The organism is Pedobacter sp. Leaf250 (genome assembly GCF_920984735.1).
Classification (GTDB): domain Bacteria; phylum Bacteroidota; class Bacteroidia; order Sphingobacteriales; family Sphingobacteriaceae; genus Pedobacter.
In genome coordinates this window covers 221,510-248,478 of sequence record NZ_CAKLBU010000003.1, presented here as the reverse complement: position 1 = coordinate 248,478, position 26,969 = coordinate 221,510, and the positions used below count along the sequence as shown (strand labels likewise).

22 protein-coding genes are annotated in these 26,969 nt (G+C 37.6%); all 22 read right to left on the bottom strand.

The features are described 5' to 3' along the window. Nucleotides 1-23: 23 nt before the first annotated feature. Complete coding sequence (locus tag LUA91_RS04225; RefSeq protein WP_231424780.1) at nt 24-1,457, bottom strand: SusD/RagB family nutrient-binding outer membrane lipoprotein; 1,434 nt, start codon at nt 1,455-1,457, stop codon at nt 24-26. Nucleotides 1,458-1,468: 11 nt separating this feature from the next. Then, nucleotides 1,469-4,600, bottom strand: coding sequence for a SusC/RagA family TonB-linked outer membrane protein (locus tag LUA91_RS04220; RefSeq protein ID WP_231424779.1), 3,132 nt, complete (start codon nt 4,598-4,600; stop codon nt 1,469-1,471). A gap of 294 nt (nt 4,601-4,894) precedes the next feature. After that, a complete protein-coding gene (locus LUA91_RS04215; RefSeq protein ID WP_231424778.1) occupies nt 4,895-7,333 on the bottom strand; it encodes a TonB-dependent receptor domain-containing protein in 2,439 nt (812 codons plus the stop codon). Between the two features lie 269 nt (nt 7,334-7,602). Continuing rightward, a complete protein-coding gene (locus LUA91_RS04210) occupies nt 7,603-8,841 on the bottom strand; it encodes a cyclopropane-fatty-acyl-phospholipid synthase family protein (RefSeq protein WP_231424777.1) in 1,239 nt (412 codons plus the stop codon). An 11-nt stretch (nt 8,842-8,852) separates the two neighbouring features. Further along, nucleotides 8,853-9,689 (bottom strand): DUF1365 domain-containing protein, encoded by an 837-nt coding sequence (locus LUA91_RS04205; protein WP_231424776.1) that lies wholly within the window; start codon nt 9,687-9,689, stop codon nt 8,853-8,855. Nucleotides 9,690-9,714: 25 nt separating this feature from the next. Next, the gene (locus LUA91_RS04200) at nt 9,715-10,011 is read right to left on the bottom strand and encodes a four helix bundle protein (RefSeq protein ID WP_304622632.1); all 297 of its coding nucleotides are present in this window, start codon (nt 10,009-10,011) and stop codon (nt 9,715-9,717) included. Nucleotides 10,012-10,214: 203 nt separating this feature from the next. After that, nucleotides 10,215-11,489, bottom strand: a complete 1,275-nt coding sequence (locus tag LUA91_RS04195) for an NAD(P)/FAD-dependent oxidoreductase (RefSeq protein WP_231424774.1) — start codon at nt 11,487-11,489, stop codon at nt 10,215-10,217. A gap of 137 nt (nt 11,490-11,626) precedes the next feature. Beyond that, a complete protein-coding gene (locus LUA91_RS04190) occupies nt 11,627-12,658 on the bottom strand; it encodes a cyclopropane-fatty-acyl-phospholipid synthase family protein (RefSeq protein WP_231424773.1) in 1,032 nt (343 codons plus the stop codon). Between the two features lie 90 nt (nt 12,659-12,748). Then, entirely contained in the window at nt 12,749-13,543 is a 795-nt protein-coding gene (locus LUA91_RS04185) for a DUF1295 domain-containing protein (protein WP_231424772.1), read from the bottom strand. 71 nt (nt 13,544-13,614) lie between these two features. Further along, the gene (locus tag LUA91_RS04180; RefSeq protein WP_231424771.1) at nt 13,615-13,944 is read right to left on the bottom strand and encodes a DUF1475 family protein; all 330 of its coding nucleotides are present in this window, start codon (nt 13,942-13,944) and stop codon (nt 13,615-13,617) included. Between the two features lie 279 nt (nt 13,945-14,223). After that, nucleotides 14,224-14,952, bottom strand: coding sequence for an acyl-CoA desaturase (locus LUA91_RS04175; RefSeq protein WP_231424770.1), 729 nt, complete (start codon nt 14,950-14,952; stop codon nt 14,224-14,226). A gap of 127 nt (nt 14,953-15,079) precedes the next feature. Further along, nucleotides 15,080-15,577 (bottom strand): phosphoheptose isomerase, encoded by a 498-nt coding sequence (locus LUA91_RS04170; protein ID WP_231424769.1) that lies wholly within the window; start codon nt 15,575-15,577, stop codon nt 15,080-15,082. A gap of 335 nt (nt 15,578-15,912) precedes the next feature. Further along, on the bottom strand, nt 15,913-16,491 hold the full coding sequence (locus LUA91_RS04165) for a hypothetical protein (protein ID WP_231424768.1): 579 nt from the start codon (nt 16,489-16,491) through the stop codon (nt 15,913-15,915). Nucleotides 16,492-17,030: 539 nt separating this feature from the next. Next, complete coding sequence (locus tag LUA91_RS20715) at nt 17,031-17,249, bottom strand: Ig-like domain-containing protein (protein WP_370633595.1); 219 nt, start codon at nt 17,247-17,249, stop codon at nt 17,031-17,033. Beyond that, the gene (locus LUA91_RS04160; RefSeq protein ID WP_231424767.1) at nt 17,250-17,615 is read right to left on the bottom strand and encodes a hypothetical protein; all 366 of its coding nucleotides are present in this window, start codon (nt 17,613-17,615) and stop codon (nt 17,250-17,252) included. A 311-nt stretch (nt 17,616-17,926) separates the two neighbouring features. Then, nucleotides 17,927-19,345: a serine hydrolase gene (locus LUA91_RS04155; protein ID WP_231424766.1), complete on the bottom strand. Its 1,419-nt coding sequence runs from the start codon at nt 19,343-19,345 to the stop codon at nt 17,927-17,929. 131 nt (nt 19,346-19,476) lie between these two features. Further along, entirely contained in the window at nt 19,477-20,934 is a 1,458-nt protein-coding gene (locus LUA91_RS04150; RefSeq protein ID WP_231424765.1) for a M56 family metallopeptidase, read from the bottom strand. Beyond that, nucleotides 20,934-21,326, bottom strand: coding sequence for a BlaI/MecI/CopY family transcriptional regulator (locus LUA91_RS04145; RefSeq protein ID WP_231424764.1), 393 nt, complete (start codon nt 21,324-21,326; stop codon nt 20,934-20,936). Before LUA91_RS04145 ends, LUA91_RS04150 begins: the two co-directional genes overlap by 1 nt. A 153-nt stretch (nt 21,327-21,479) precedes the next feature. Then, nucleotides 21,480-22,706 (bottom strand): DUF2264 domain-containing protein, encoded by a 1,227-nt coding sequence (locus tag LUA91_RS04140; RefSeq protein ID WP_231424763.1) that lies wholly within the window; start codon nt 22,704-22,706, stop codon nt 21,480-21,482. Between the two features lie 22 nt (nt 22,707-22,728). Continuing rightward, on the bottom strand, nt 22,729-23,916 hold the full coding sequence (locus LUA91_RS04135; protein WP_231424762.1) for a glycoside hydrolase family 88 protein: 1,188 nt from the start codon (nt 23,914-23,916) through the stop codon (nt 22,729-22,731). A gap of 18 nt (nt 23,917-23,934) precedes the next feature. After that, complete coding sequence (locus LUA91_RS04130; protein WP_231424761.1) at nt 23,935-25,941, bottom strand: polysaccharide lyase family 8 super-sandwich domain-containing protein; 2,007 nt, start codon at nt 25,939-25,941, stop codon at nt 23,935-23,937. A gap of 97 nt (nt 25,942-26,038) precedes the next feature. Then, entirely contained in the window at nt 26,039-26,962 is a 924-nt protein-coding gene (locus LUA91_RS04125) for a DUF5017 domain-containing protein (RefSeq protein WP_231424760.1), read from the bottom strand. Nucleotides 26,963-26,969 lie beyond the last annotated feature (7 nt).

Sequence of the window (26,969 nt, the reverse complement as noted above, 5' to 3'; positions counted from 1 at the left end):
AACTTAATTTTTCTATAATATTGTTACTGATCCCACCACAACTTGGTAGTTCTTGGAACTTCGGCCGGAACATTGGCACCGTTTTTACTTCTTTCGCCTTGAGGATAATCGTTTCTGCGAATAAAATCTGGCAAGGTTACATTTGCTGGAAGTGTAAAATCTTTATACTTATAATCAGATCTTCTTGCATCATTCCATGCTTCAGGATTCAAATAGGTTGATACATATTTTTCCTTGAAAATTAAATCTTTTGTGAAAGCAGCAACACCAACTGAAACCCTCACATCGGCAAGATATGTAGCTTTATCGGCTGCTGCAACCTGAAATTTATCCATGTTTGCAGAAATCGCAGCCAAGTACGCATTGTAAGATCTTGTTTTATCAGTTGTAAAAGAAGCCTCCGCTTCAATGAATTTCATCTCAGCATAAGTGGCAATAAAAATTGGTGAGGTTGGGCTAGTCCATGGTGAATTTACCGAAATATAACATTCATCTTTCACTGTGTTTGCACCCGGCAGTCGATTACCTGCACCATTTACCGTTCCGATATAAACATTATTTACTGTTCTATCCGTAATCTTAGCAATACGTGGATCAAATACACCGTAAGTTGTTCCATTTAAATGGTCAATCAATTGTTCTGATAACCATCCACCTAAAGATTGCGATGCATTGCTGATGGCAACACCTGCCCAAAAGTTACGTACACTGAAAGTTGCCATTTGAGCATCTTCTGCATTGGAAGCGAATGAACTACCAACTGCCGACAATACCGATGTAGGATTGTAAGTACTGGTTTTACTAACCTTATTTAACAATCTGGCTTTTAATGCATAAGCAAATTTTAGCCAGTTTGCCCGCTCATTTGCACCTGTAGTTCCATAAATTAAATCGCTGGTTGCGGCTAATTTTATGGTGGCATTGGTTTTAGCTAACTCTACAATGGCTTCATCTACCAATGCCATACTTTGGTTATAAACCTCCTGAGCCGAATCGTACTTAGGAAAGAACGTGGTAATATCAAATGCCTGAGAAAATGGTGCACTACCCCATAAATCATTTACCATAATTAGGTTGTAAGCAATTAACACATCTGCCACACCTTTGTACTCACTAGAACCTTGTGCAACTGCCATCTTTTTCATCTCATTGGCATCGGCCATTGCAAAATAAAGTGCATCCCAGGTTCCGCTAAAATCAATAGATTGATAGGTATCGCCAGCACCCGCAGCAGCAGGGTTTGCTGTATATTGCACATAAGGCACAATGGCGCTGGCTACATTATAATTATTAACTCCTGCTTTACTTGTTGAGGTAGCAAGCAGCGATGCCAGTGTTGGCGTAGTTACCTGATTGGGGTTTTTAGCAACATCATCAAAATAGCTGTCTTTGCAGCCTTGAAGCGTAACACTAGCTACCAACGCTGATAATACTGTATATTTTAAAATCTTTTTCATCTTAAATCAAATTAAAAACCAACGTTTAGAGAGAACATAATTGTACGTGCTGTTGGATAGGTAAATCCAGCAGAGCCATCATTGTTACTTCCGGCATCATACGAACTTGATTCTGGATCAACACCGTAATATTTAGTCCATAGCCACAAGTTATTTCCTGTAACAGCTACAGATGCAGATCTGATGGATTTTTTAGGTAACCAGCTTGTCGGCAAAGCATAACTTAAACTTGCCGAACGAAGGCGAACCCACGATGCATCAGTTACAAATGGCTCAGAAACGTTCCTGTAAAATCTACGGTAATAACCTTCTCCGTAATCCACGTTATCAGGCCCTAAACGCTGACCTAACCAAACTTGCTTAGTATTTGGTGTTCCATTGGCCAGTACACCTTCAAAAGTCCTGAATGATCTGCGATCAGCAGTATAATCCGGCAAACCGAAAGCCGAGTAAAAATCTTCCAGCCAATTGTATTTTTCAAATCCTAAACGGGCATCAAACAAAACATTTAAACTAAATCTTTTGTAACTGAAATTATTACCCATGCCGATCACGTAATCGGGTTGCGAATTACCCAAAATTCTTTGTGTACCGCCTGAAATGATTGGAAAACCATCAGCACCGATCAACAATGGCAAATCTTTATCCAGGAAATTAGGATCTTGTGGTTGTCCGCCTGAATATCTGTTAAAATAAGAGCCATAAATGTTACCAAAAGCTTGTCCTTCAACCAACTTCATGGTTACACCTGCATTTCCATATCCTCTGGCAGAGCCATAAATGATATCTGTTGGTAAATAAAGGATTTTATTTCTATTGGCAGATACATTTAAATTAACGCCCCATTTAAAATCTTTTCCATCAATTGGCTTTCCATTGATCACCAGTTCTACACCACGGTTACGGATATTACCTGCATTAATTGAAGTAGTGACATAACCAGTTGCCGAAGTGATTTGAGCCTGGATAATTTGGTCTTTACTTAATGAATAGTAGTATGTAAAGTCAAATCCTAAGCGACCTTTAAAGAAAGACATTTCCAAACCGGTTTCAAAAGTGTTTGTAAATTCAGGGCGAAGATTTGGATTGCCAAGGTTGGAAGCCAATGTTAAACCGGTTGTGCCGGTTGGTAAGCTGCCATAAGTAGCAAAACCTGATGATGCTCCCGCATAAATAGGTGCATCTTTTCCAAGTTTAGCATAAGATAATCTCAACTTAGCCTGACTGATTGCAGTTGGAAGCTTAAATTGATCTGAAAATACATAACTGATACTTGCTGATGGATAGAAGAATGATCTGTTCTCTTTTGATAACGTTGAGGTAATATCATTTCTACCGGTTAGCGTTAAAAACAGGTAGTTTTTATAATCGAAAGTGGCCTCGCCAAAATAACCGATTAACCTTTTTTGGGTGATTGATTGAGAAACCGTTACAACTTTTGAGTTAGCCAGGTTGAAGAAATTGTAAATACTCAACTGACTACCTAATGTGCCAATATTTTTCAATCGGGTATCGTACATCTCTTGTCCTAACCTCAAAGTTCCATTTAAATCCTTTGCTATTTTAGTGGTTAAAGTAGCTAAAAAAGTACCATTTAGCGTTCTAACTTTGGAGTTGTACTCACCATAAAAACCCTGATCGTTATCATAAACTTGCTCACCCGTAATACCCATTGGACCTGGCGCAGTTCTCACCCGGTTATCATTGTAGGTATCTAAACCAAAACGATAAGAAAAGTTTAGCCATTTAGTTGGCTCATACGTTAACGCGGCACCTCCTATGAAGCGATTTACATCACCTTTAAGCTGGTTGGTTTTAGTACCCCAGATCGGGTTATTTGTTCCAATATATTTCTGTGTACCATTTTCATTGATATAATCGGATACATCATAACGCGGAGACCAATAAGCCAAACCTTCACCAAAACGATCAGCACTATAGGTATAACCACCGGCATTACTGAAATTCATGTTAACCGAAGCCTTAAATTTCGGGCTAATAGTTACATCGGTATTTAATCTTCCTGATAAATTCTTGTAATCAGTATTTGGCATCATCCCTTTTTGATAGAGTTGAGATACAGAAGAGAAAAACTTCACCAGTTCGCTTCCACCAGCAACCGAAACAGAATTTTTAATCTGCTGCCCTGTTCCAAATGCCTGATCGTAATTATCATATAGCTGATCCGGATGGGTTGGGTCAATTAATTTTGCTTCTGCAATAGTTGGGCCCCAGGCGGGTCCAATACCACTTGGTGGATTTGCGTAAACACCTAAAACACCTTGTGTATATTCTTTTTGAACAGCTGGTTTTTTCAACACCTCATCAAAACCATAACTACTGCTTAGGTTAATGCTCAAACCACCGTTTTTGCCTTTTTTAGTGGTAATGACCACCACACCATTCACACCTCTTAAACCGTATAATGCAGTTGCTGCACCACCTTTTAAAATGTTGATGGTTTCAATATCTTCAGGATTAATATCAGATGCCCTGTTACTCACACCCCTGGCTCCATAAGCTGTACCGCCTGGATTAGCACCCAATGTAGAAGTAGAATTATCAATCTGCACACCATCAATCACATAAAGTGGATCACTTGGAATACTCGGATCGATGGAGTTTACCCCTCTGATTCTGATATTGGCACCCTGACCAGGACCACCACCCATACTCGATATGGTTGCGCCTGCTACTTTACCTTGCAAAGCATTAATTAGATTTGGCTGGCGATTGAAGTTTAAATCTTCGCTATTTACCTGTTGGGCAGCATAGCCTAATGATTTTGCCTGCCTGGTTATGCCAAGCCCGGTTGAAACGGTTACCTCCTGCAGTTCTTGTGCATCAGAAACTAGCGTCAAAGTAATCGTAGTTTTGTTACCAACCGTAACCTCCTGTGTTTTGTAGCCTATTAAACTGATTACTAAAACCGCATTCGAAGATGGAACTTGAATGGTAAAATTACCACTTCCATCAGTTGATGCTCCGGAATTTGTACCTTTAACTTTGATACTTGCACCTGGTAGCGGTCCAGAATCATCAGAAGAAGTAATTTTTCCTGTAATGGTTTTTACCTGGGCCATTAATGGTAGCCCAATTAGTAATATACACAGAAAAAATAGTGAAGTAAAGATTTTTCTCATATCTCTATTATTTAGGTTAATGTTTGTTAGTTACATGCAATATATAGTTTTTAAAAATAAATAACCGCATAAAACTGCTCAAAGTGGAAACATCAACTAAAAAAAATAAAGACATTTGATTGAAACCCGCAGAAAAAATTATACTGATTTGATTTATTCGAGAAAAACACGCATTAAAATTAATCTTTGGAATAAATTGGGTGAATATCCTTAATACTAAGTGTACATTTTACACCTAAAGCAAAAAAGTCTTCGATTTGCATCGAAGACTTTACCATATCATTTAAAATAATGTTATTGTTGAACGCCACCCATTCCACCACCACCTTGTTGTTGGTCTTGTTTAGCATCATCATTCTTAATTTTTTTCTTCTCAGTAAATTTCAATTTACCAAAACTATAGCTAAAGTTAACTCCAAAAGAACGGATTGGATAGTAAATATTTACACTTTGAAAAATCGTACCTGTTGGATTTACCGCATTGTTAACCGTTTTAATATGTAAATCCTTTGTAAACGGATTTAAAACATTTAAACCAACACTCCCTTTTTTCTTGAATAAATCTTTTTTAAGTGATGCTCCATAAATATAAAATGGTTCTGTAACACCTTGGTATGTACGCACTCTTGATGTAATTACATTAAAGAGTTCAAAGTTGTATCCTGTGCCAAAACCGTAAGCTGAACGAACAAACCAGTTGAAATTGAAATAAGTACCTGTATTAACGTTTGTTTGATTATTGGTTACAGAATATGTGCTGCCCACGAAATTGGTCATCAATGTCCATTTTGGTTTTGGGTTGTATGAACCAAAGAGGTTAAAGCCATAAGTTTCGGCTGTACCTACATTAATATAAGAGCTTAAAGTTTTATTGATGCCATTTTCTGTTACTGGCGAAATTGACCTCTCAATAACACCGCCAGTACGACGGTAAAATAATGAAGCTGTAATTACTGATCCTTTAACGTAAGTATTGTATCCCAACTCAAAATTCTGACTCAATTCAGGATCCAATTGTGGATTACCCTGCATAATATTAAACTGATCGCTTTCGTTGCGGAAAGGATTTAAATAATTTTGTGTTGGCCTTTGTACACGGCGATTGTAGCTCAATTTCAAAGTTGCACCACCTTTTAATGTTCTCGAAAGTATAGCACTTGGAAACAAGTTCAAATAATCATTTTTTTGGATACCACTATTTTGGGTGTTGAAATCAATTTGAGTATACTCTGCCCTTAAACCACCCTTAAATTTCCATTTTTTTGATAAGTCAAAAGCAATTACACCGTATGCTGCTCCAACGTTTTGATTGTAATCAAAATCTTGTGCTGCGATATCAAATTGACTTTTTATATCTCTCAAAATAGCTTTAGCACCAACTTCTAAAATGGTAGCTTTTGTAAATGGATACGTGTAGTCGGTTTGAAAAGTGTATTCATTATTTTTACCAGTATTGTTACTATTGGTAATTAATCCGGTTGGAAAAGCGGCAGAAGTTAGCGTATTGCTAAAACGTGTCGGATTTCTACCTGTTGATAATTGTGCTGAAATAGAAAATTCCTCTCCTTCTTTCTTACTGGTTTTACGATAATCAACATTCCAATCCAGATTCCTAAAAGTCATATCCATATCGCCAATGTTTGCTGCAGCAATGTTATTGATGATGTAACTGGTTTCACTTGGGCCACCATTAGAAAAACTGTTGATTTTAGCTGTAGTACTAATATTATTATAAGCATTGAAATCGTAATCCAAACCTACACTTCCATTATAACCATTACGGCTCCATCTCGAAAAGCCACTTTGCGCAATGCTATTGGTTGTACCGTTTAAATAGGTGGTATTGGTAATAAATTCTGTTAACGATTTTTGTGGATAAGCCAGGTTTGTACCTAAACTCGTGTTTACACTTAAACGCCCTGTTTTTGCAGTTAAATTAAATGCACCATTGTTCTGGCGTGTACCTACAGAGGTATTTACACTTCCACTTACGCCTTGTGCTGTAGATTTTTTAGTGATGATGTTGATGATACCACCCGAACCTTCCGCATCGTATTTTGCAGATGGACTGGTAATTACTTCCACACTTTTTATCTGCTCTGCAGGGATCATTTTTAAGGCATCAGCTACGCTACTTGCCATTGTACCAGAAGGCTTACCGTTAATCAATACACGAACTGCACCTCCGCGAAGTTGAACATTTCCAGTAGCATCAACCGATAACATTGGCACTTTACGCATCACATCGGTAGCATCGCCACCTGCATTTGTACCATCGGCTTCCGCATTGTAAACCATTCTATCAATTTTATTTTCGATAATGGCTTTTGTACCTTGAACCTGAACATCAGCTAAAGTATTTTCGGTTGATGAGATATAAATGGTTCCTAAATTTTGATCTGGTTTTGCAGGCGTTGTGGTAACTAAAATAGATTTCGTTTTATAACCCATAAAACCGATCATCAATTTATATGAATCAGGTGCAACATTTTGCAGCGATAACTTTCCTTTTGGATCGGTTACGCCACCATTTACAGATTTATTATCCTTTACATTAATTAAAGAAACGGTTGCGTAATCAATAGGTTGCTTGGTAACAGAATCTAAAATGGTAGCTGTTACGCGACCAAAAACTGCTGGTTTTTTTGCGCCCCCACCTAAACCACCAGGAAATTGTGCTTGTGCGTTAATAAATATTCCTAAAGACAGGATTAAGAGTAAAATTCGTTTCATGTTAGTTTGTTAATCTTTGGTTATTAGTCGACATAAATTACCATTTGTTACAATGGTGTAGGATACTTTTTACGCGACTTCGTTAATTTAGTCGGCAAAGGTGCAAATTTTCCCGACAAAAAAATTAGGGGAAGATGGAAAAAGATAGAAAATCGAAAAATATGAGAGGAAAAATGTAGGATAGATAACGGCAAATACAAAAAATGGACAACAAGCCTCTCGCCCATTATCCATCTTATATCATCCAGTTTACCCTGCTACACTTTACATCACCTTGAAGTATTATTTGGCCTGGTGTAAACCAATTGCATTACATTTATATTTCGCATGGCGAAAGCAGCTTCGCAGTAGTTTAAGTAATAATTCCACTTGCGAATAAAAGTTTCATCAAAACCGAGGGCTTTAACTTTATCAATATGTTTATTAAATTCTAAATACCAAAGGTGAAGTGTTCTGGCGTAATCTAAACCCATATCCTTTAAATCAACTAAAGTTAAATCGCCAGTGTTGTTTATAGCCTTATTAATTGCGGCAACCGATGGAAGCAAAGAACCAGGAAAAATGTGTTTCTGTATCCAATCTACACCATTTCTCAATTTATCATACCTGCTATCAGGCGAAGTAATTACTTGAAATGCAAAAATCCCGTCATGTTTCAGAAGTGACTGGCATTTTTCAAAGTAGGTTTCCAAATATTGGTGACCAACAGCCTCCAGCATTTCGATGGAAACAATTTTATCGAAAGTTCCTTCGATATTTCTATAATCCTGAATGATAATTGAAACCTTATCTTCCAATTTTTCTTCCTTTACACGTTCGATTGCCAATTTCTGTTGTTCTCTGGAAATGGTTACAGAAGTAACCTTACAGCCGTAATTTTTAGCCAAAAAGATTGCATTTCCGCCCCAACCGCTTCCAATTTCTAAAACATGATCGGTTGATTTAACTTTTAGCTGTTTCGCTAAACGATCATATTTCGCATATTGAGAATCTTCTAAACCAACATCATCATTCAAAAAATAGCCGCTAGAATAGGTCATGGTTTTATCGAGAAAAGTTGCGAAGAAATCGTTGTTTAAATCGTAATGTTCTGAAATATTTTTTTGCGAACCAGCCAGGGTGTTTGCCCTGCGTACATGGGTAAACTTGTTTACAATTTTAAATAGATTTAGTGCTATCGATTTCACTTTACTTCCCGTAACTGATGGTGCATTTTCAATATTTAAAAGCACCCACTTAATTACATTTGTAATATTTGATGAATCCCACAAACGTGTTGTGTAGCCTTCGCCAAAACCAATGTCGCCATATAAAGCAATAGATTTAAAAAAATCGGGATGATTGACCTGAATATTCGCTGCAATTTTATCCTCGCCATTTCCAAAAACCAACATTTCGCCGCTTGGCAAAGTAAGTTCAAGCTTCCCCAAGTTCATTTTCGATAGTGCATTAAGCACTACTTTTTCAAAAAAACCTGTTGATGTTTTAGTAGCAGCAAGCGTATTCATAATCTTTTAATCTATTTTGTTTGCGGTTTATATGGTTTATATACGTTACGTTGCAGTTCAGGGTTTTCTGCTTTCGGATGAAAAGATAGTTTTTTTAACCATAACCTCAAAGCTTGCCAATGTATCATGCCCATTATTTGCAACGGAATTAATGGAATAGAAAAGAAACATTTTAACAGGTTGGCGTTTGTGATCGGCCTGGAATCACCTTTTAAAGTAGTGAAGAAAAATTTCTTACCCGTTTTATCAATGTCATCAATTTTGATATCAAGTTTATCTGCAGGTACTTTTAAATTGAAATCGAACGAATCATCATGATCGATAAACGGTGAAACGTAAAAGTATTTTGTTGTGATTTTTTTAAAGATATCGCCATGTAATTCTTCTTTTCCGAAGAAAAAAAGCTTCATTTCACGATAAGTATTGCTGATTTCGGCCACACAACATACAGGCATTGCATTCTCATCAAAACAGAAATAGAAAGAAACAGGATTGAAATTATAGCCCAAAACATTCAGGTTGGTGAGCAATTTTATTTTCAACTTAGTGCCATCCACTCCATATCCTTTTAAATAAGTTTCTAAATGTTGTCTTGTGGTTTTGGCTTTATCAGGATTTTCTTTGGGAAGCTGCAAATGTTCTGAATCTCTAAAAGAAAACAAATTGAATTTATTTCTACTGAACCATATCAGCTTTTCTGCCAGTAAGTCTATTTCATCCAAATCGATATAAAACATATACACATTGTACCAAAAGGAATGCTTTTTCGGCGCAAGTCGATGATGCATCACTTTGGCGGTATATATCTTTGATGTAAGATGTGGGATGGATAATGGATGATGGGGCATATTTATTAAACTGGGCTCAAAATTTCTATTTGTTGGATGAAATTTTGACTGATGTAAATATTTTCTTCAACTCTATTGCTTCTGCTTTAAACTTTTCAAAATCTACCTGATATTTTTCATCAGTGTAGAGTTCATATAGTGTTCTTAGCCAATAAACACTTTCTCTAGCTTCCCTGTAAGAAATTCCAATTTTATGACTGAAGTCTCTCTTGCTCACCGCACCTTGAGCCTCTTCATAATTTGCTCCAATAGATGTAGCGCACCTACTTAATTGCAACATCGGAACTTTATAAATAAAATTGTAAGGAAGGTGCTTAAAAATTTCAAAACATCAACGCCAAAGCGAAATGTTCGTTCTAATAATTGAGTTGTCTTTTCGTTCATCTTTAAAAAAATTAAATAAATAAAATCTTTAAGGGTGACCTCATAAAGTTAGTAAAAAAATGTAAAATGTATGGATATAGAATGGTTGAGGAAATATAAAAGCTACTAGCTCATTACCCATCTTACTTCATCCATCTTCCATTATCCCTCATCCATCTTACCTCTTCCATCTTCCATCATTAAGCACAAATCAACCGCACTCTTGTATGCATCTTCATGAAACCCAAACTTAAAATAACTTCCGCAGTAATAAACAGGCCCATTCTCATTTAGCTCCTGCAACCGTTCCTGTGCCTGCATTGCCGGAACATCAAAAAGCGGATGGTGATAATCTATTTCCTTAATCACTTTATCAGGATTCAAGGTTTCTGTAGGATTTATAGAAACAAAATAATTCGCTTTTTTGGAAACACCCTGCAAGTTATTCATCCAATAAATGGTGCTTGGCAATAACCGATCTCCTTGCTTTTCCACTCGATAATTCCAACTACTCCAGGCTAACTTAGCTTTTGGCATTTGGTTTTCATCGGTATGCACAACAGCTTTGTTAAGCTGGTATTTAAACTTAGAAAGTAATTCGGTTTCCAAAGGTGTTTTATCTTTCACAATTTCGAAAGTCTGGTCGGCATGACTGGCCATAATCACTTTATCAAACTCAAATTTTTCTCCTTTCGAATTTACAACCTCCACCTTCCCATTTTCTAATCTTTTAACGGAAACGATTTTATTGTTTATTTTAATTCTATCGCGGAAAGGCGCAATCAGTTTTTCACGATATGCCTGACTTCCATTTTCAAGTGTATACCATTGGTGTTGAGTATCTAAACCTAAAAAGCCATGATTCTTAAAAAACCGAATTAAAGTAACTGCTGGAAAATCCAAAATCTGCTCCATTGGCGCACTCCAAACCGCAGCACTCATGGGAACCAAATATTGCCAGAGCATGTCATCACTATAACCAAATTCCTTAAAAAATCTGCCAATAGAATAATCCTGGTATTCAGGTTTATCTAAAATTTCAACACTTTGTTTATTGAAGCGGTTAATCTGCATCAGCATTTTCAAATAAGAAATATTGAACAAATTTTTCCGCTGAGCGAATAAATGGTTTAAACTCGAACCGCTGTATTCTAACTTTTTGGGCAAGAATTGAACACTGAAAGACATATCCGTTTTAATTACTGGCGCATCAATTTCGGCGAACATTTCAGTTAAATTCGGATAGGTTTGATAATTAAAAACCATAAAACCGCTATCAAGATAAATTGGTTTTCCATCTTCTTCAAGCGTAATCGTATTGGTATGGCCGCCAATATAATCAGCTTCTTCAAAAACAGTGATATCGTATTTATGTTGCAGCTTGTGGGCACAACCCATACCTGCTATTCCAGAGCCAATAATGGCGAGCTTTTGCATAATAAATGTAAGATGTTAGATGTAAACTGGATGATGTAATACGCATGATGACAACAGAATGTAAATCCTTTCATGAATTATTGGCGAGCTAAATCTCTTCCCTATCATCCGTTTTACATCATTTGCTATTTCCTTCATTATTTATTTTTTACAAATAAATAATGACAAACCATCCACTCGTTACCCTTATTATAATTGAATAATTCGGCACAGCTCATGTAAAATAACCGCCAGTAAACCCACCATTTCACCGCCTGATCTTTACCATAGGTATTTTCCAAAATTGGCATAATTTCCTTTTTATGTTTATCCATATTGCTCAGCCAAGCTTCAGAAGTTTTGCCATAGTTGGTACCGTTTACCACCCAATGTTTATCAATTTTGAGGTCATCATTGAAGTAAAAAAATAAATGGTTTGAAGGCATAATTCCACCTGTAAAAAAATATTTACTCATCCAATCCGTTTCATCAATTACCTCAAATTTATAGGCTAAAGTTTTGTGCGTAAAAATATGGACGAATAGTTTTCCGTCGGCTTTTAAAAAGCCAGCAACTTTATTCAGCAAAAATTTATAGTTGCGCATGTGCTCAAACATTTCTACAGAAACAATTCTATCGAAACTATCGGCAATGGTAAACGTGTTCATATCGGCAGTTAAAACCGTTAAGTTTTGGATGCCTCTTTGCCTTGCCGTTTCATCGATAAAAATTTTCTGAGTAGCCGAATTTGAAACAACAGTAAACGTGCTTTTAGGAAACTTCGCTGCCATATACAATGATAACGAACCCCAGCCACAACCTAATTCCAACACGTTCTGGCCACTTTGTAAATCTGCCCTTTTACAAGTTAAAGCCAACATATCATCCTCCGATGTATCAATATCTTTAACTCCAGGTTTCCAGTAACCGCTACTATATTTCAGGTTTTTACCCAAACAGTATTGAAAAAATTCAGTTGGTAATTCGTAATGTTGCTCATTGGCATCAGCAGTATTAACGGCAATTGGCGATTGTTTTAACTCATCAACCAAATCCATAAATTTTTCTTGCTGCAATTCTTCATCGCCTAAAGTTTCATCATCTAAACGCTGTTTGCAAAGTTTTCTAATTCCCATACGCAAAGCCGTATCAGGAAGTTTGTCATTTTCTAAAAGTTTATCGTACCACATTTGAGTTGAAAGTTATAAGTTAAAAGTTATAGGTTTGGATGTAAAAACAGGCTGTGCAATTTTAGGCTTGTAACCCGCAACCCGTAACTTTTACCCCTTTTTTCCCCACGGGAAAAAGGCAGATGTTGTTTCTTGATATTTTTTATAGGCTTCAGGCTTGCTCCTTAAATTTTGCTCTTCATTATTCGGAACGCCCGTTACTTTGGTTAATAAGTATAAAATTATTGCAGGACTAATGATGGCCAAAACTCCCCAAGGTGATGCTAACGCAAAGATGAAATAAGCCATCCAGGTTAACCATTCGAAGAAATAATTCGGGTGGCGACTATAATACCACAATCCGGTATCGCAAACTTTCCCCTTATTTTTTGGATCTTTTTTAAAGGCAGCAAGTTGTCTGTCGGCAATCATTTCGCCTACAAATGCAATTGCCCAAATGGCTAAACCAATATATTCTATTATCGAGATTTCTGTTGAAGTATTGGCAGTTATAATAAAAAAAGGAATGGCAAGCAACACATTCGAAATGGCCTGAAACTGAAAGAAAATAAAGAAATTCCTATCGGCATGCTCCCCCCATTCACTGCGAAGCTGTTGGTACCGGCCCTCTTCTTCATCTAAATGGCCAATTACCCTTTGCCATAAATGAACTCCAAGCCTTAATTCCGCTAATAGAAAAATTGTGCAGATTAATATTTTACGGGTTTCAAATCCCTCAGCTAAAAAAAAAGTGATGATGGTAATTACAGGAAAATTGAGGGCCCAAAAAACATCTACAACGCCTGCATTTTTAATTTTTTTAGCCCAAAGCCAAACCAGGGCCATAATGGTACAACAAGAAATTAACGATATGAGGGCAATAAAAAGTAAGTGGCGGTAATCCATTGTTCGGTTTAGATTTTGTTGCTAAAGATCTAAGAATATGGATAATACCCGAGGTTTCTATCCGCTATCTTCTACCTTTTTACAAGTAATTCTTTAATACCTTCGCCATCTTTTAGTTTAAATAAGTGAACCAAAACATAGGCTAAAGTTGCTATACTACCTAAACATACGAACAAAATTGCAATAGAGATTTTAAGAATAATATTTTTTTCTTTATAAAACATCCACAGCGTAATGATAAAGATGTTGGCATAAAAATCCCAAAGTGTGGCACGCATCCAAGGGATACTACCTAGAAAATCCCACTGCTCAAAAAGGTTACTTTCAAGAGAAGTAGATATTACTTTATAGCACATAAAAATTAATAGTGCCGAGAAAACGATTTTGAGGAAATTTATCATAACTGAGGTTTAATTTTATTCGAAAAGCAAGGTTCTGTTAAAATCGGTTCCGCCAGCCCCGCCATCCGCTTTACTTCGTTACACTTCGTGTCCGCTACTGTCGGGTTTAATTATCGAAGAACGGTGCAAGAAAATAAATAGCAAATGGCATATCTTCAGCCAGAAATTTATTGCCGTTGGTTTCAACCAAAAGTCTTTTTAAAGCAAATAAACAACCCAACATGCGGGTATATCTCAAGAAGAAGAAAAAGCAAATCGTAGATACTAACCCTACAAAAACTACACCTTCCTAATCTTAATAATCTTCATCCAATGAAGCATTTTCATCACCGGATATGTTGGATCAAACTCCCACCATTTAGTCGCAAAATTCGGGCTATTTGGTCTCTTATGGTGATTGTTCTGAAACAATTCGCCCATTAAAAGGAAATCCCATGGTAAAGAATTTTTACTATGGTCGTCGTTATCATGGTTCGAATAACCATATTTATGACCACACCAGTTTACAATAGCGCCATGCAATGGACCCATTAAAAAATGAACAGGCAATAAAATAAACAACCACCAATGATTGGCAAACATTATATAAAAACCGATATAAAATAAACCACAGGCGATTCTCCACAACCACGAATTTCCAATTTTATCAACAACTGGCCATTCGGGATAATTTCCTTGAAAAGCAGGTTCAGGTTGAATCTTAAATTGTAAATAGTTCATGTACATATTCTTTGTAGCAATCATCATCCCGAAAACATCCTTAAAGAAATGAGGCGAGTGTGGGTCTTTTTCCGTGTCGCTATAAGCATGGTGCATACGATGCAGAATGGCATATGCTCTGGGGTTTAAAAATGAAGAACCTTGAGAAATCAGCAAAACCAGATAAAAGAATTTTTCCCAGAAAGGCTCCATCTTAAACATTTTGTGCGATGAATAACGGTGAAGGAAAAAGGTTTGGCTAAATAATGATAGGAACCAGTGGCAAAGAAAGAAAATGAGGATAATCATGTATGGTGTGTATGCTTTATTAACGTATTTTATCTACGTTTAGTTTTGGTGGTTAGAAAACCAAAGTATGGAAGGCTAGAATAATAACGATCCTGCTCAAATTAAATGAGCAGGATCGAGCAAAATTTTATCTACCGAAATCGTCTTGAACACGAACGATATCGCTTTCATCTGATGGGTTTGAAGCATCAGTATGTTGCCAAATCTCTGCAACAACTCCCCAATCATCTAAACCAATTAAACGGTGACGTTCACCTTGTTGTAATTTAATCTGATCTTTCGGAGCATATTTTTTCACTTCGCCCTCTTCATCAGTTTCGCTGGTTTTAATGCCAACTGTACCTGTAACCACCTGCCAAATTTCGGCTCTGCGGTGGTGGTATTGCCAAGATAAACGTGTATTTGGTGCAACAATTAATATTTTTGGACTTAATTTACCCCCGATTTTTAAACTCTCTACATTCAATCCGTCAAAATAAGTATCGGCAAATTGTTGAGCCTGTGCTTCATCAATTACAAAGAAACCACCCCAAGGACGGGTTTCATCGCGATTTACTACATTAAAGCCTTCAATTTTTAAACGTTGTGCAACGTTATCAAATATTTCTTTTTTATCGTTTGTCATTATTAGCTAGGTTGTTTTTTAAAATGTATGCAGGATCTATCACCGACAGGAATCTACAATTTTGCCAAAAATAAGGCTAATAAATTAAAAAAGCCATTTTGCAGTTTTTATTTTAATGAAATTTCTGGTTATACACAATTAACAAATAGGTATAAGTTTGATCAAGCAGAAGGTGGAACACATTGTAGACTAGAATCATAACAGTATTTTTACACTCTTATAATTAATTCAACGGAGTAATAGAAATTAATGTTAAGCCTCTAAGAATTTGGGAGGACAATTTATTTCTAAGAAATAAGGTATTGATATAAAAGTAATGATCGCTGATTGGACCATTATTGTATTTTAGCCAATGCAATAGTTTGAAGGCCATTATCTTTTGAATCCCCTGTAGGAGTTTCAATTTTATTCATCGCCATTTCTATTGTTACAGAAGCATTTGGTTTCTGATATTGGTCTGAAATAGATGCTGTTAATGATAATATTTGTTTAAGTGCCGAAAAATATTGGCGATCTTTATTTTTAACATATTGCAAATCTCTTGTTGATTTGTTATATGTGCTATTCACATCTTCAGCACAGCTTTTTTGAAAAGCATCTAACATTAAGAGTTTATTGGTAATGGCTGATAATGTAGTTTTAGATAATAAAAATCCTTTTATTTCAACCACTTCATTATTCTTTAAAACATAAGCATGTCCATCAAAAACTAATGTTGATCCTGAAGCAAAAATAGATTTGGCTTCTGGTAGCTGGATACGTGATCTTTTAATTAAACTCTTATTAAATTGATATCGTTGATCAGCAAGTTGTTTAACATATTTATTACCATCAATGGTAGCGATATTTTCTTGTGCATCAGCACGATGTATAAAACTTAAGATGAGAATGGCGAAAATATAGATGTTCTTCATGATTGATGATTATATCACAAAATAACACAAAAATTTTCAAATTATGTATAATAAAGTTTACAATTCAATCTACATCTGAACAACTAATAGTTGTAAACTCTTATTTTCTAAAATTTTAAGTAAAAAAAAGCCGATTCAGTAGATCCTGATTACTAATTCGCCTTCTACCTACTACAGCAACTCATCGCACTGTATGTGGTACACCATTATAATGATCGTAAATGAACCGAAAAAACTTAAATTATAGTTGAGCTGCTTATACCCATTGAAATGTTGAAATAGCACAGGAAGTTCAAAATTTCAATGAACTTCGTAGCAAAGCATAAATACAGCACCAGAATAGTAAAGGTAATGCCCTTTTTCAATCCGCCAAATTTAGCCAAAAAGTGTTCATGACACATGAATAGGGTCTTACTTTTGTGTCACAACGGAGAATGATGTTTATTAAGTTATTAATCCTACAAGTGCAAAAATGAGAAATGCTCAATAAAAAAACAATGTTTCGTAATCACTTTAATTGTTTTAACAGTCGCTAATATCTATTTAATAACCTTGATAATACATTTAACTATTAAATTTGTCGCAGTAACTCCAGATATAGTTGCGTCCCCTACTTTAATAGCGGTGATCTTTGCGCTCTGATTAACATTGACAACTGTTGAGTCTGATGAAGACCAAACTACCGACTTATCTTTAGCAACGAATGGCGTGATAACAGGATTTAATTGGAGAGACTGTCCCTCTTTTAAGGTTGCCACTCATGGTACCAGGGAAATTGCAGTTACAGTGCCATCTACAATAACAACGGTAAATCTATCCAATTCTGTGTTTCCCAACATCGCCTTTACAGCAGTTGTACCAGGGGCAAGTGACTGAACAGTTCTCTCATCAAGAATCTTTACTTTACCTTCATCCAAGGATTCAAACCTGATCGCAGGAAAAGGATAATTCGTTATGCTTTCCCTAAGTTCAAAAGTCTGTTTTTCGCCAGTAAGAAGACGCATAGTATAATTCTGGAAGTTAAAAAAGCGCTCTACTGGAGCTTCAACATCATTTGTCTTGGAACAACCTGAAAAAAATATAATTGAAAAAATAAAAATAAATAAGCTTTTTGTAATCTTCATGTGGCAATATTTAATTATCGAATAAAGATCAAAACATCATGTTTATTTTATATTACGGGTAGATTAAATGTTTGACGATCATTATGGTTAATTCCTTGATTATCAAAACCCAAAAGCATTTAATGCAATATATATAAGTTCCACCACAAGATGATGTGATCCTCCACTTTATTTTCCTACCTTCTGTAATCATATAATGGAGTTATTACAATGAGAAAACGATCTTTAAGAAACAAAATCCGAACCGCTTACTGATTAGTTATTAATTTTGCAGCTCCAATAATAATATGCTGACGGCCAGATTCTGTACATTATTTTTGTTTTTTTAAGGTATTTTGTTTTTCATCCTCCATCACCAATAAGGAATTATCATCAGGGTTAAAGACCATTTCAACATCCCAAGGCTCACATTTAAAAGTATGGTTCGGATAAGCATCCATTGAAAATGCGCTAACGGGCGAGCCTGCGTAATGTGCGGCTAAACGATTCCCTTTTTTGAAGACCACTATTTTCTTAGGATAATCGGAACCGGAATAGATGCCTTCATATTTATCCAGATCCTCCTGATTTGGGAAGATCTTTTTATTAATCGGCAACTTTATACCATACATGATCTTTCTGATGTCACCAAGGGCGATTTTCGAATTTGGGGTATTTACGTTCTGCAGTAAGATAATGGTTTTATCACTGTCGGTATGCCTTTCTATGTAAGTAATATACCCGGCCCAACTACCGGAATGGTTAACAATTTTGCCATATTTTTCATTCTGGGAAAGGACCCAGCCAAAACCGTAACTGTTTTCTTTTCCATTCCTTGTTTTTAAGGAACCAAAAATCTCTTTTTTATCCTCTGGATTAATAAGTTTATCCATGTATAAAGCCCTATCCCATTTTAAAAGATCTTCCAGATTGGAGTGGACAGTGCGGGCTCCGACAACACCATCGAGGTAATTATAGGTTGTTAATTTATTTTCGATGCTATGATAAGCGGAAATGTAATTCAATAAACTATCTGTTCCATAGGCTTGTGCATAATTCTTTATTTTTTCAGGCGCATAGACACATTGGTAAATAAAAGTATGTTTCATATGGAGGGGCCTGAAAATATTTTCCTTGAGAAACCGTTCGTAGGTTTGTTTGGAAACCCTTTCGATAATAGATGCCAGTAAAGCATAGCCGGTGTTACTGTATTGCGATTTTTCACCGGGCTGAAATTCCAACGGCGGTTTATATTTCGCAAACTCCGTAATCACTTCTACATTAGTAGCTATTTTGGTTTTATCCCATTTCTCCCGGAAAACGTCTACATATATATAATCAGGCACCCCACTTGTGTGATTCAACAGATTCCTTATGGTCACACCATCATAGAAATTAAGCTCAGGCAGATATTTCGAGATGGGGTCATCATAATTTAATTGTCCCCGTTTTTTTAATAAGACGATGCCCATTGCAGTAAATTGTTTGGAAACAGAGGCCAACTCAAAAACTGTCTGCAGGTTCAATTTTTCTTGAGTTACCGCATCGGCAAAGCCATAACTTTTTTTAAAGACCACCTTTCCTTTTTCGGCAATCAACACATTGCCGTTAAAAGAACCTGATGCATACAGTGCCTGATAAACAGAGTCAAGCAGATGGATCTTTTCATTCCGGTCATTCATTTGGGCTATTGATAAATAACTGTTCAGCAGCAACAAAATTATAATCGAAGTTTTGAAGATATTTTTCATTTATTGTGATTTAGATAAAAGTTCAGACATAGCAATTCCTATCCCGCCCCGGGGCAGAAAAAATGGAATTCAAGACAAAAGTTGGATGTAAATATCTAATTACTAATCAGGAGGTTTGACCGGGAGGTCGTCTAAATGATGCCTGATCCGTTCATTGTAGTCCTGTAGTGTTTTTTTATACTGCACCAGCCCTTCATTATAGTACTGTAGTTTTTTTTGTACAGCACCATTTGCTCATCGCCATCATGTAGTGTTTTGTTGTGCTCCGCCATCTGTTCACTATAGGCCTGTATCTCTTTTTTGTACAACACCATTCGTTCACCATAAGCCTGCATCTCTTTCGAATACTCGCTTTGCACTACTTCATTTATAGCAGTTACTGCTTGGGGTGCAGATGAAATCGAAGATATGCTATCCTTGCGTTGGATCACGGAGGATTCGGCATCCGTATGTTGAACCACAGATAGCGCACTACCGAGGACTTCCTTTTTAGCTATCAGCTGTGACTGCGGTACTCGAGCCGCATTGCTGGTAATTGCCAGACCCTTTTTTCGGAGAGGCTTTGAACTGATAAACCTCGAGATCATCTGACTATGCTGTAAGGGAAATATAGCGTTGTTGAGGAAAAACCAGCCCATAAGCAACAAAGGGAGCATATAAACCAACAAATACCACCGGGCATGCCTCGATGACGATATGGGATGACCTATGATCCGGCTGACCCGCACTAGAAGCTGGTCATTCTGACCTGTAAAGGCGAGCGGAAAAGACCGCCGGTAAAGAGAATGTTCCTGAAAGCTGACCAGGGCCTGAACAAATGTATGTTTATTGATCTGGGAAAGGGCAATATCATCACAGCAATGCTCCCGCTCAACGCGGATTTGCACCGATAGCCATTTTAATGCCGGATTAAAGAAAAATATGGCTTCCGCTGTAACCTGGATCAGGTTAACCAGGTAATCTTTCCTGCGTATGTGCGCCAGTTCATGTAACAAAACGGCTTCGAGCTGATCGGCAGGCATTGAAGCCAGTACGCCCATCGGCATCAAAATAATGGGTTTGAGCAAGCCTATTATAGCGGGTACATTGATTGCTGGGGATTCTAAAAGCCTGATCCTGCCGCTGATCCTCAATTTTAACGCAAGCTGATCCAGCCGGTGCTGCCAATAGGGGTCCGTTTTGCCGTTACCTGCCCGTGCTAGCCGATGGCTATTTATTAAATCCCAACCAAAACGGCCGGAGCGGATTAAAAATGCGATCAGCCATAAAAAAGTAACCAAAGGCAGCCAGGGGTCAACCAATACGGAACCGGTATTCGGACCGGGCAAGTTCAATATTAACCTGGTCGGCGCTGTTCCTAGTTGTAACGCCAGTGTACAGCCACAGGCCAACAGGAAAACAAAAAAAAGGAAAAGCAGTAAATTATACCTGAGGGCAGCGCCCATCCGTTTTCCATACCGCAATAATAAAACAGCGACCATATGCAACAGCAGTCCTTGCCAAACCGAATGTAACAGCATGAAGGCCCAAGCCTGAAACAGGTCTGATCCTAAAATGTAGGCCAGCAAAAAATGTAGGCTGTCCTTCATTATTCTTTCATGTTCTTGATTAATTCCCTAATCTTGTCCAATTCTTCAGCGGAGGTATCGCTATTGCCCAGCAAAGCCACCATCAGGCTACTTGGCGATCCTTTGAACGTACTGTCAATAAACCGTTTCAAAACAGTCTGCGTGAGTTCACTTTCAAGGGGTACCGCGGTATATAAATGACGCATCTGGCTTTCGTCACGATCTAAAATGCCTTTTTCATGCATGAGCTGCATCAGCTTAAGCGTTGAAGTATAGGCCACTTCCCCTTTTTGCAGAATTAATTTATCATGAACAAACCGTACAGTCGACGGACCGTATTGCCAAAGAACTTGCAAAACATCAAATTCTGTTTTTGTTGGATTATAGGCTGCTGTCGGTTTCGGAGTTTGCATGAAGCTAATGTACGTATTTAAACGTACGTTACAAACATAATGTGTATTTTATTATAATTTTACAGGAATCATCCGATTTCTGAGAATAGAGCGTTCATCAATTTGGATCTAGGAATGACTTAAATAATACGCCAAACTGCGTGTATCTCTTTCTTAATATTCAACTTTATAATCTTTTTTTACTGCCTCTCCCTTCCAGGCTTTTACACTTGTCCAGGGTGCGGGAGCATCTGTCCAGAATTTGTGATTGGCGGGCAAACCCAAATCCAGAAAACCTAATGTAGTGAGGTATAAACTTCCGGTTGAGGTATAAGTGTCTGCAATCAGCGGCTGATGCCCGTTAAAACCTAAAACCAGCCAGCCTTTATCATCAAAATTCTGATTACCATCGAACATATTGTGCATAATTTTAGTTAAGCCGCAACGTACCTGTGCAGGACTCACCTGTTCGGGCAGTTTTTCCATCAAAGCCGTTTGCGCCAATGCCTGAAAAGCAGCCATCCTGTAAGTAATCGATCTGCCAAATGCCGGATAAGTTCCTTCAGGAGAAATTAACCTTTCCAGAAACTCCGAATGCCTGGCCATTCTTTTTACGGCCATATCATAATCTGCTTGCGAAGCTTTTTTCTTTTCCACCAAAACTTTTAAAAGATCAACCAACATGGGATGAATAACATACGAGTTGTAATAATCCATGCTAAATTTATCGCCATCACTGTACCAGCTATCGCCCACGTACCATTCTTTCATTTTATTAATTGAAAACTGAACCCTGGCAGGATCATATTGCTCGCCAATGCTTAATAAAAATCCTTCGGTTAATCCGGCAAATAAAAGCCAGTTATTATAAGCACCACTTCGGGTACGTAGAGCTTTAAATTCTTCGATGAACCGTTTTTTAGTCAGGTCATCCAAAGGTTCCCAAAGTGCTTTTGGTGCCCGAAGAAAAGCATGCGCCACATAAGCGGCATCAACAATCTGCTGTCCTTCGGTACGGTAATTCATATAATCCGGGCTTTCAGGATTTACAGAATTTACAAGTCCCTTGAGCAATTCCGTACGCATGGTTTTGCGGAGCTTTCCCTCGGCAGATTCATCATCTGGTAAGGCCAGCCAGGGCGCCAACCCTGCCATGGTTCTACCTAAAGCTTCTAAATATGTTACTTTGGTCACATTCAAGCCATAACCCGGACCTTTCTCTAAAGGCATATTTTTCTTTAAAGTTTCGTTGGCCAACTCGTGTATCACAGGATAAGAAATCCGGTAAAGTGTTTTTACCCAGAAAGCCCGGTCATCAGACCCGGTTGATGCTTTTCTGGTTTGTGCATTAGTAATAGTCGCAATGATGAATAATGCAAAAAAAGAAAGTTTAAATTTCATTAATGATAAATTGATTGGCTTTTTACAAATACCACTTTTTGTATCTTGCCAAAGCCTCCAAATAATAATAATCTGCATAAACTAAAGGTACATCTATTTCACTATTTAATGGATAAGCACCCGTACCATGCATCAATAAAAAGCCACCGTTTTCTCCCAACTTAGCACGATAAGCAGTACTTGCCAATGAATAAATCATAGTTTCTGCCGAAGATTTAAATTCTGCTTTTTCCTGATCAGTTGTAAATTGTGCCAACTCTAATAATGCTGAAGCCATAATAGCACCTGCAGAAGCATCGCGTTTTGCAAAGGGAACTCCTTGTGCGTCGAAATCCCAGAAAGGAATTTTATCAGCAGGTAAATTCGGATGATTTAAAATGAAATGTGCTATTCCTTTCGCTTGTTTTAGATAATTTTCATCTTTTGTAAAGCGATACATCATCGTATAACCGTACAATGACCATGCTTGTCCGCGGCTCCAGGCAGAACAATCTGCAGCACCTTGCCAGGTTGCTTTTCTGATTACCGCACCCGTTTCCGGATTATAATCTATCACATGGAAAGAACTAAAATCAGGGCGGAAGTGATTTTTCAAAGTGGTATTGGAATGGATAATGGCAATTTCCTTGAACTTTTTATCGCCACCGTTATCTGTGGCCCAATTCAACATTTCCAAGTTCATCATGTTATCGATTATTACCGGATAATTCCAGTATTTTCCTTTATTCCATGATTGAATAGCCTTTACGTTATCGTGATAACGGGTAGAAAGCGATTGTGCTGAACGCTGAATGATTGATTTATATTCGGGTTTTCCGGTTAAGCGGTAAGCATTGCCAAAGCTGCAATACATCATAAAACCCAGATCATGATTACCCGTAAAAGTTTGGTTGGCCTCAATTACTTTCAGGGCATCTTCCGCTTCTTTTTTTATCGCTTCACTTTTTGTTTGCTCATAAATATACCATAAGCTGCCCGAGTAGAAACCGCTGCACCACCATTGAATATCGTAGTTTACATGTTTTCCATTTTGATAGGTTTGTGGTGTTTTACCTGCGGGAATGCCTTTTGCCAGAAACTTATACTGATCGGCAGCAAACTTAAATTCATCATTAATAAGTTGGGCCATTGGCTTTCGCACATTGTTTTGGGCAAAAGAAACTGCATTCATAAGAACCAGCAAGGCGATGAAAAAACTGTTTTTATTCATAGTTTTAGATGTGTTTATTTAATTGGAAATATTGTATTTAATGGTTGAGCCTGCAAGGGAACCAACCGGAAGATTACAGGTTATTTTTTTATTAACTTTTAGCTTTTGAGTTTTAATTTCGAGCTGAACGTTTGAATTTTCTTGCGTAGGATCTGCGATGTAAATTACTGGTTTTGAACTTTGTAATTCGTTTACAGATATAATACAAGGCTTATCCACTTTTATCATTAATCCATCATCATTAAATTCCCCGGCCTCATAAAAAACAATTTGCAGTATCTCCAAACCGTTATACATTACCGCCTGAATTGTTTTGGTGTTTTTAATAATTTTAATTGCATCCGGGCGATAGTTTTTCATTGCGGCATCGCCAACCCCAGGAACGACCACGTAAGCATAATGGGCATCCTGAGGTTTTATTCCATGGCTAAACCAGCTTTTAAAAACCTTGCCCGAAACTTTATTTTTGCTTTGAAATTGATTGATGCGGTACCAGTTTCCTGATTCGTTCTGTTGGGTAAGTTTCACCTCTCCTCCATCAGGAAAAAAGTAGCCAACACTATCGTGGAGCAGGTAATTTTCATCTTCGATAACTTTTCCCCGCAGCCATGACTGGTTAATGGTTGTTGTAATGTTCTGTGAAGATGAGCTGTTAATTCCGGCACCCAGGCATACAATTTCTTTACCGAAGAAAAACCAGGCCTTTTTTGCCTGAACGCTATCATCATCTAAATCGTAAGCAGAAACGCCATAAATACCATCACTCACACCACCTGCAAACTTCGCTGTTCCGGGTATTCCCCATTCTTTTTTAATGGTTGCGCCCAAATCATTGGCATAATCCCTGCTGGTTGTTCCGGGGATTTTATCCCATTCCCAAATGGGCATAATGTTGGCGTATTCCGATCCGCTTCGCTGAATATTCGTGGCGCCATCTGACAGGAATTTACCGAGCACATTTTCGTTATTTCCTCTTTCCGTACGTAGCGTTCTTGTTGAGGCTGTTTGTATGCTGAAAGTATATTGTGGTTGAACATGGAGCGTATAACCACTTTTCCAATAAACAATATGGGATGGCTTGATCTGATAATTTGCAGATTTTTGATGTGATGTTCTCAACGCTGATGCTTCCCAGTAAGCTGAATTTTCCTTATCGAACATTTTAATTTTATTAACCATTCCGGATACAAAGGCATTTAGAGAATCTGGCCTGCTAATTCCCCGGCCCCTCACGTTAAAATCGTAAAAAGAGCCGCGAATGGTTTTGAGAAAAGTATCCTTCAAGTAATTCACCAAAATATCGAGCTGGGCTTTTGGCAACGCATATTCCGTGTCATTCAAATAATAAGCTGCATTAACCGAATTGCCCGCAAACACCCGTCCGTAACTGGCAATTGCTTGTTGTTTGCCATGCTGATAATAACTTCCATCCACCTGTACCCCTTCTTTTCCATCTTCAACTGCGATAGGCTCAAAAAGATATTTTGCTGCTGAATCCAGTGTGTTTTTATTCTGGGTTAAACAGGCACGATATAAATAATGCAAAGCCTCATCCGAGGTATTTGCGCCATCGCCAACTTTCAATTTGCGAATCATCCTTTGGATTAAAGCTTTTTCCAACTCAAGCGGTAAGGGCGTTTTGGCATTACGCATTAAAATTAATGTTTGCCCAATAGCCTGCGGATAAAAAATATCGTTGTACCACCAGTTTTTGTTTTTGGGATTTTTATCGAGCCAATTGGTTAAAGCCTTGGTGATCGCAACATAAATTTCCTGGTTCCCGTAAAGTTTATTTGATGGACGGATATAAGCAGTAGCCATTTCTTTAATTCTTTTCAAAGGATCGTATTGTACGTCGGCATAATTAATATCTGTCCAGCTTCCATCGGCTTTGAGTTTTGTTAAATCCCTTGTGATCCTTTTCGCCAGAAAAGCATCATTAACTCCGGTTTGCAAATCATCGCTGATGCGCTTTTCTATTGTTGAAAAGGGCTCTTTCTGAGCAAATGCTGAAAAGCTGATCATCAATAAAAGCAATGGGCAAAACCACTTTCGCGATATTGGCTTAATCGATAATATGAATTGAATAAATTTGATCATAGGTAGCTGCGCTTACTTTCGATTAAAGGATAACCTTCACATTAAATTCTTTTAACACCAACTGGCTGTCGTTTGGTGTGGTATTGTAACTTGCAAATGTGATTTTGTACCCGCCCACAGCAGCATATTTATAGTTATAGGTTGACAACGCCGATGCCGTGATATTTTTCACCGTTGTTGTTGGAACATCCGGAGCAATTCTTCCAACAAACAATGGTTTACTAATGATCCAGCTGGTATTGGAAGGCGCAGTTGCCGCACCGCCAACAATGGTTAGTGTGGTTGTAGTAGCTACCCATCTCGAACTGGCAGGCGACCACACATTTCCAAATCTGGTCCAAAATGCGTTGTCTGCTGCTAAAGAGCTCAGATTGTAGGTATAATCGCTTAGCACATTATTAACCAAAAAATTGGTGATGGTCCAGGTTCTTTGCGTGGACCCGGTAAGGCCTGTATATTTAAAAGCAATAAACAAGCTATCATTGGCACCGCTCACCAGATCAGATAAATTTACCTGCCCGGTATTCACTGCTGTGGCACTTGTAGCAATGGGTATTCTGGGTGTAATATCCGTCCACGTTGCATTTACCACACTTGCCGAATCTTTAGCCGGAAGTTTATTGGTGGCCAAAACCTGTAATGTATTATTTTGGGCGCCAAATTGTGCTGTGCTGGTAAACGATAAGATTGGTGTGCCAAAGGCTGATGAACGGGTTCTAAATTCATATTTATTACCAGGTGTTCCTCCCCAAAAAACAACATTATCAGCATAACCGCTAAAGTTGAATTTACAGGTATCGCCCAGTTTAAAAACTAAAGTGTCGCCAATGGTAGAACGGGCATTGGTTAAGGTAATATCAACCGTTGGGGCATCAGTTGACAGTTCTTTTTTGCATGCCCAAAAAAAGGTACAGGCAATTAAGATGATATAGCATGAGTTTTTCATTTCTTAA

Coding starts and splice junctions, on each gene's coding strand:
- LUA91_RS04225 (WP_231424780.1), bottom strand. CDS start 1,457: ATGAAAAAGATTTTAAAATATACAGTATTATCAGCGTTGGTAGCTAGT.
- LUA91_RS04220 (WP_231424779.1), bottom strand. CDS start 4,600: ATGAGAAAAATCTTTACTTCACTATTTTTTCTGTGTATATTACTAATT.
- LUA91_RS04215 (WP_231424778.1), bottom strand. CDS start 7,333: ATGAAACGAATTTTACTCTTAATCCTGTCTTTAGGAATATTTATTAAC.
- LUA91_RS04210 (WP_231424777.1), bottom strand. CDS start 8,841: ATGAATACGCTTGCTGCTACTAAAACATCAACAGGTTTTTTTGAAAAA.
- LUA91_RS04205 (WP_231424776.1), bottom strand. CDS start 9,689: ATGCCCCATCATCCATTATCCATCCCACATCTTACATCAAAGATATAT.
- LUA91_RS04195 (WP_231424774.1), bottom strand. CDS start 11,489: ATGCAAAAGCTCGCCATTATTGGCTCTGGAATAGCAGGTATGGGTTGT.
- LUA91_RS04190 (WP_231424773.1), bottom strand. CDS start 12,658: ATGTGGTACGATAAACTTTTAGAAAATGACAAACTTCCTGATACGGCT.
- LUA91_RS04185 (WP_231424772.1), bottom strand. CDS start 13,543: ATGGATTACCGCCACTTACTTTTTATTGCCCTCATATCGTTAATTTCT.
- LUA91_RS04180 (WP_231424771.1), bottom strand. CDS start 13,944: ATGATAAATTTCCTCAAAATCGTTTTCTCGGCACTATTAATTTTTATG.
- LUA91_RS04175 (WP_231424770.1), bottom strand. CDS start 14,952: ATGATTATCCTCATTTTCTTTCTTTGCCACTGGTTCCTATCATTATTT.
- LUA91_RS04170 (WP_231424769.1), bottom strand. CDS start 15,577: ATGACAAACGATAAAAAAGAAATATTTGATAACGTTGCACAACGTTTA.
- LUA91_RS04165 (WP_231424768.1), bottom strand. CDS start 16,491: ATGAAGAACATCTATATTTTCGCCATTCTCATCTTAAGTTTTATACAT.
- LUA91_RS04160 (WP_231424767.1), bottom strand. CDS start 17,615: ATGAAGATTACAAAAAGCTTATTTATTTTTATTTTTTCAATTATATTT.
- LUA91_RS04155 (WP_231424766.1), bottom strand. CDS start 19,345: ATGAAAAATATCTTCAAAACTTCGATTATAATTTTGTTGCTGCTGAAC.
- LUA91_RS04150 (WP_231424765.1), bottom strand. CDS start 20,934: ATGAAGGACAGCCTACATTTTTTGCTGGCCTACATTTTAGGATCAGAC.
- LUA91_RS04145 (WP_231424764.1), bottom strand. CDS start 21,326: ATGCAAACTCCGAAACCGACAGCAGCCTATAATCCAACAAAAACAGAA.
- LUA91_RS04140 (WP_231424763.1), bottom strand. CDS start 22,706: ATGAAATTTAAACTTTCTTTTTTTGCATTATTCATCATTGCGACTATT.
- LUA91_RS04135 (WP_231424762.1), bottom strand. CDS start 23,916: ATGAATAAAAACAGTTTTTTCATCGCCTTGCTGGTTCTTATGAATGCA.
- LUA91_RS04130 (WP_231424761.1), bottom strand. CDS start 25,941: ATGATCAGCTTTTCAGCATTTGCTCAGAAAGAGCCCTTTTCAACAATA.
- LUA91_RS04125 (WP_231424760.1), bottom strand. CDS start 26,962: ATGAAAAACTCATGCTATATCATCTTAATTGCCTGTACCTTTTTTTGG.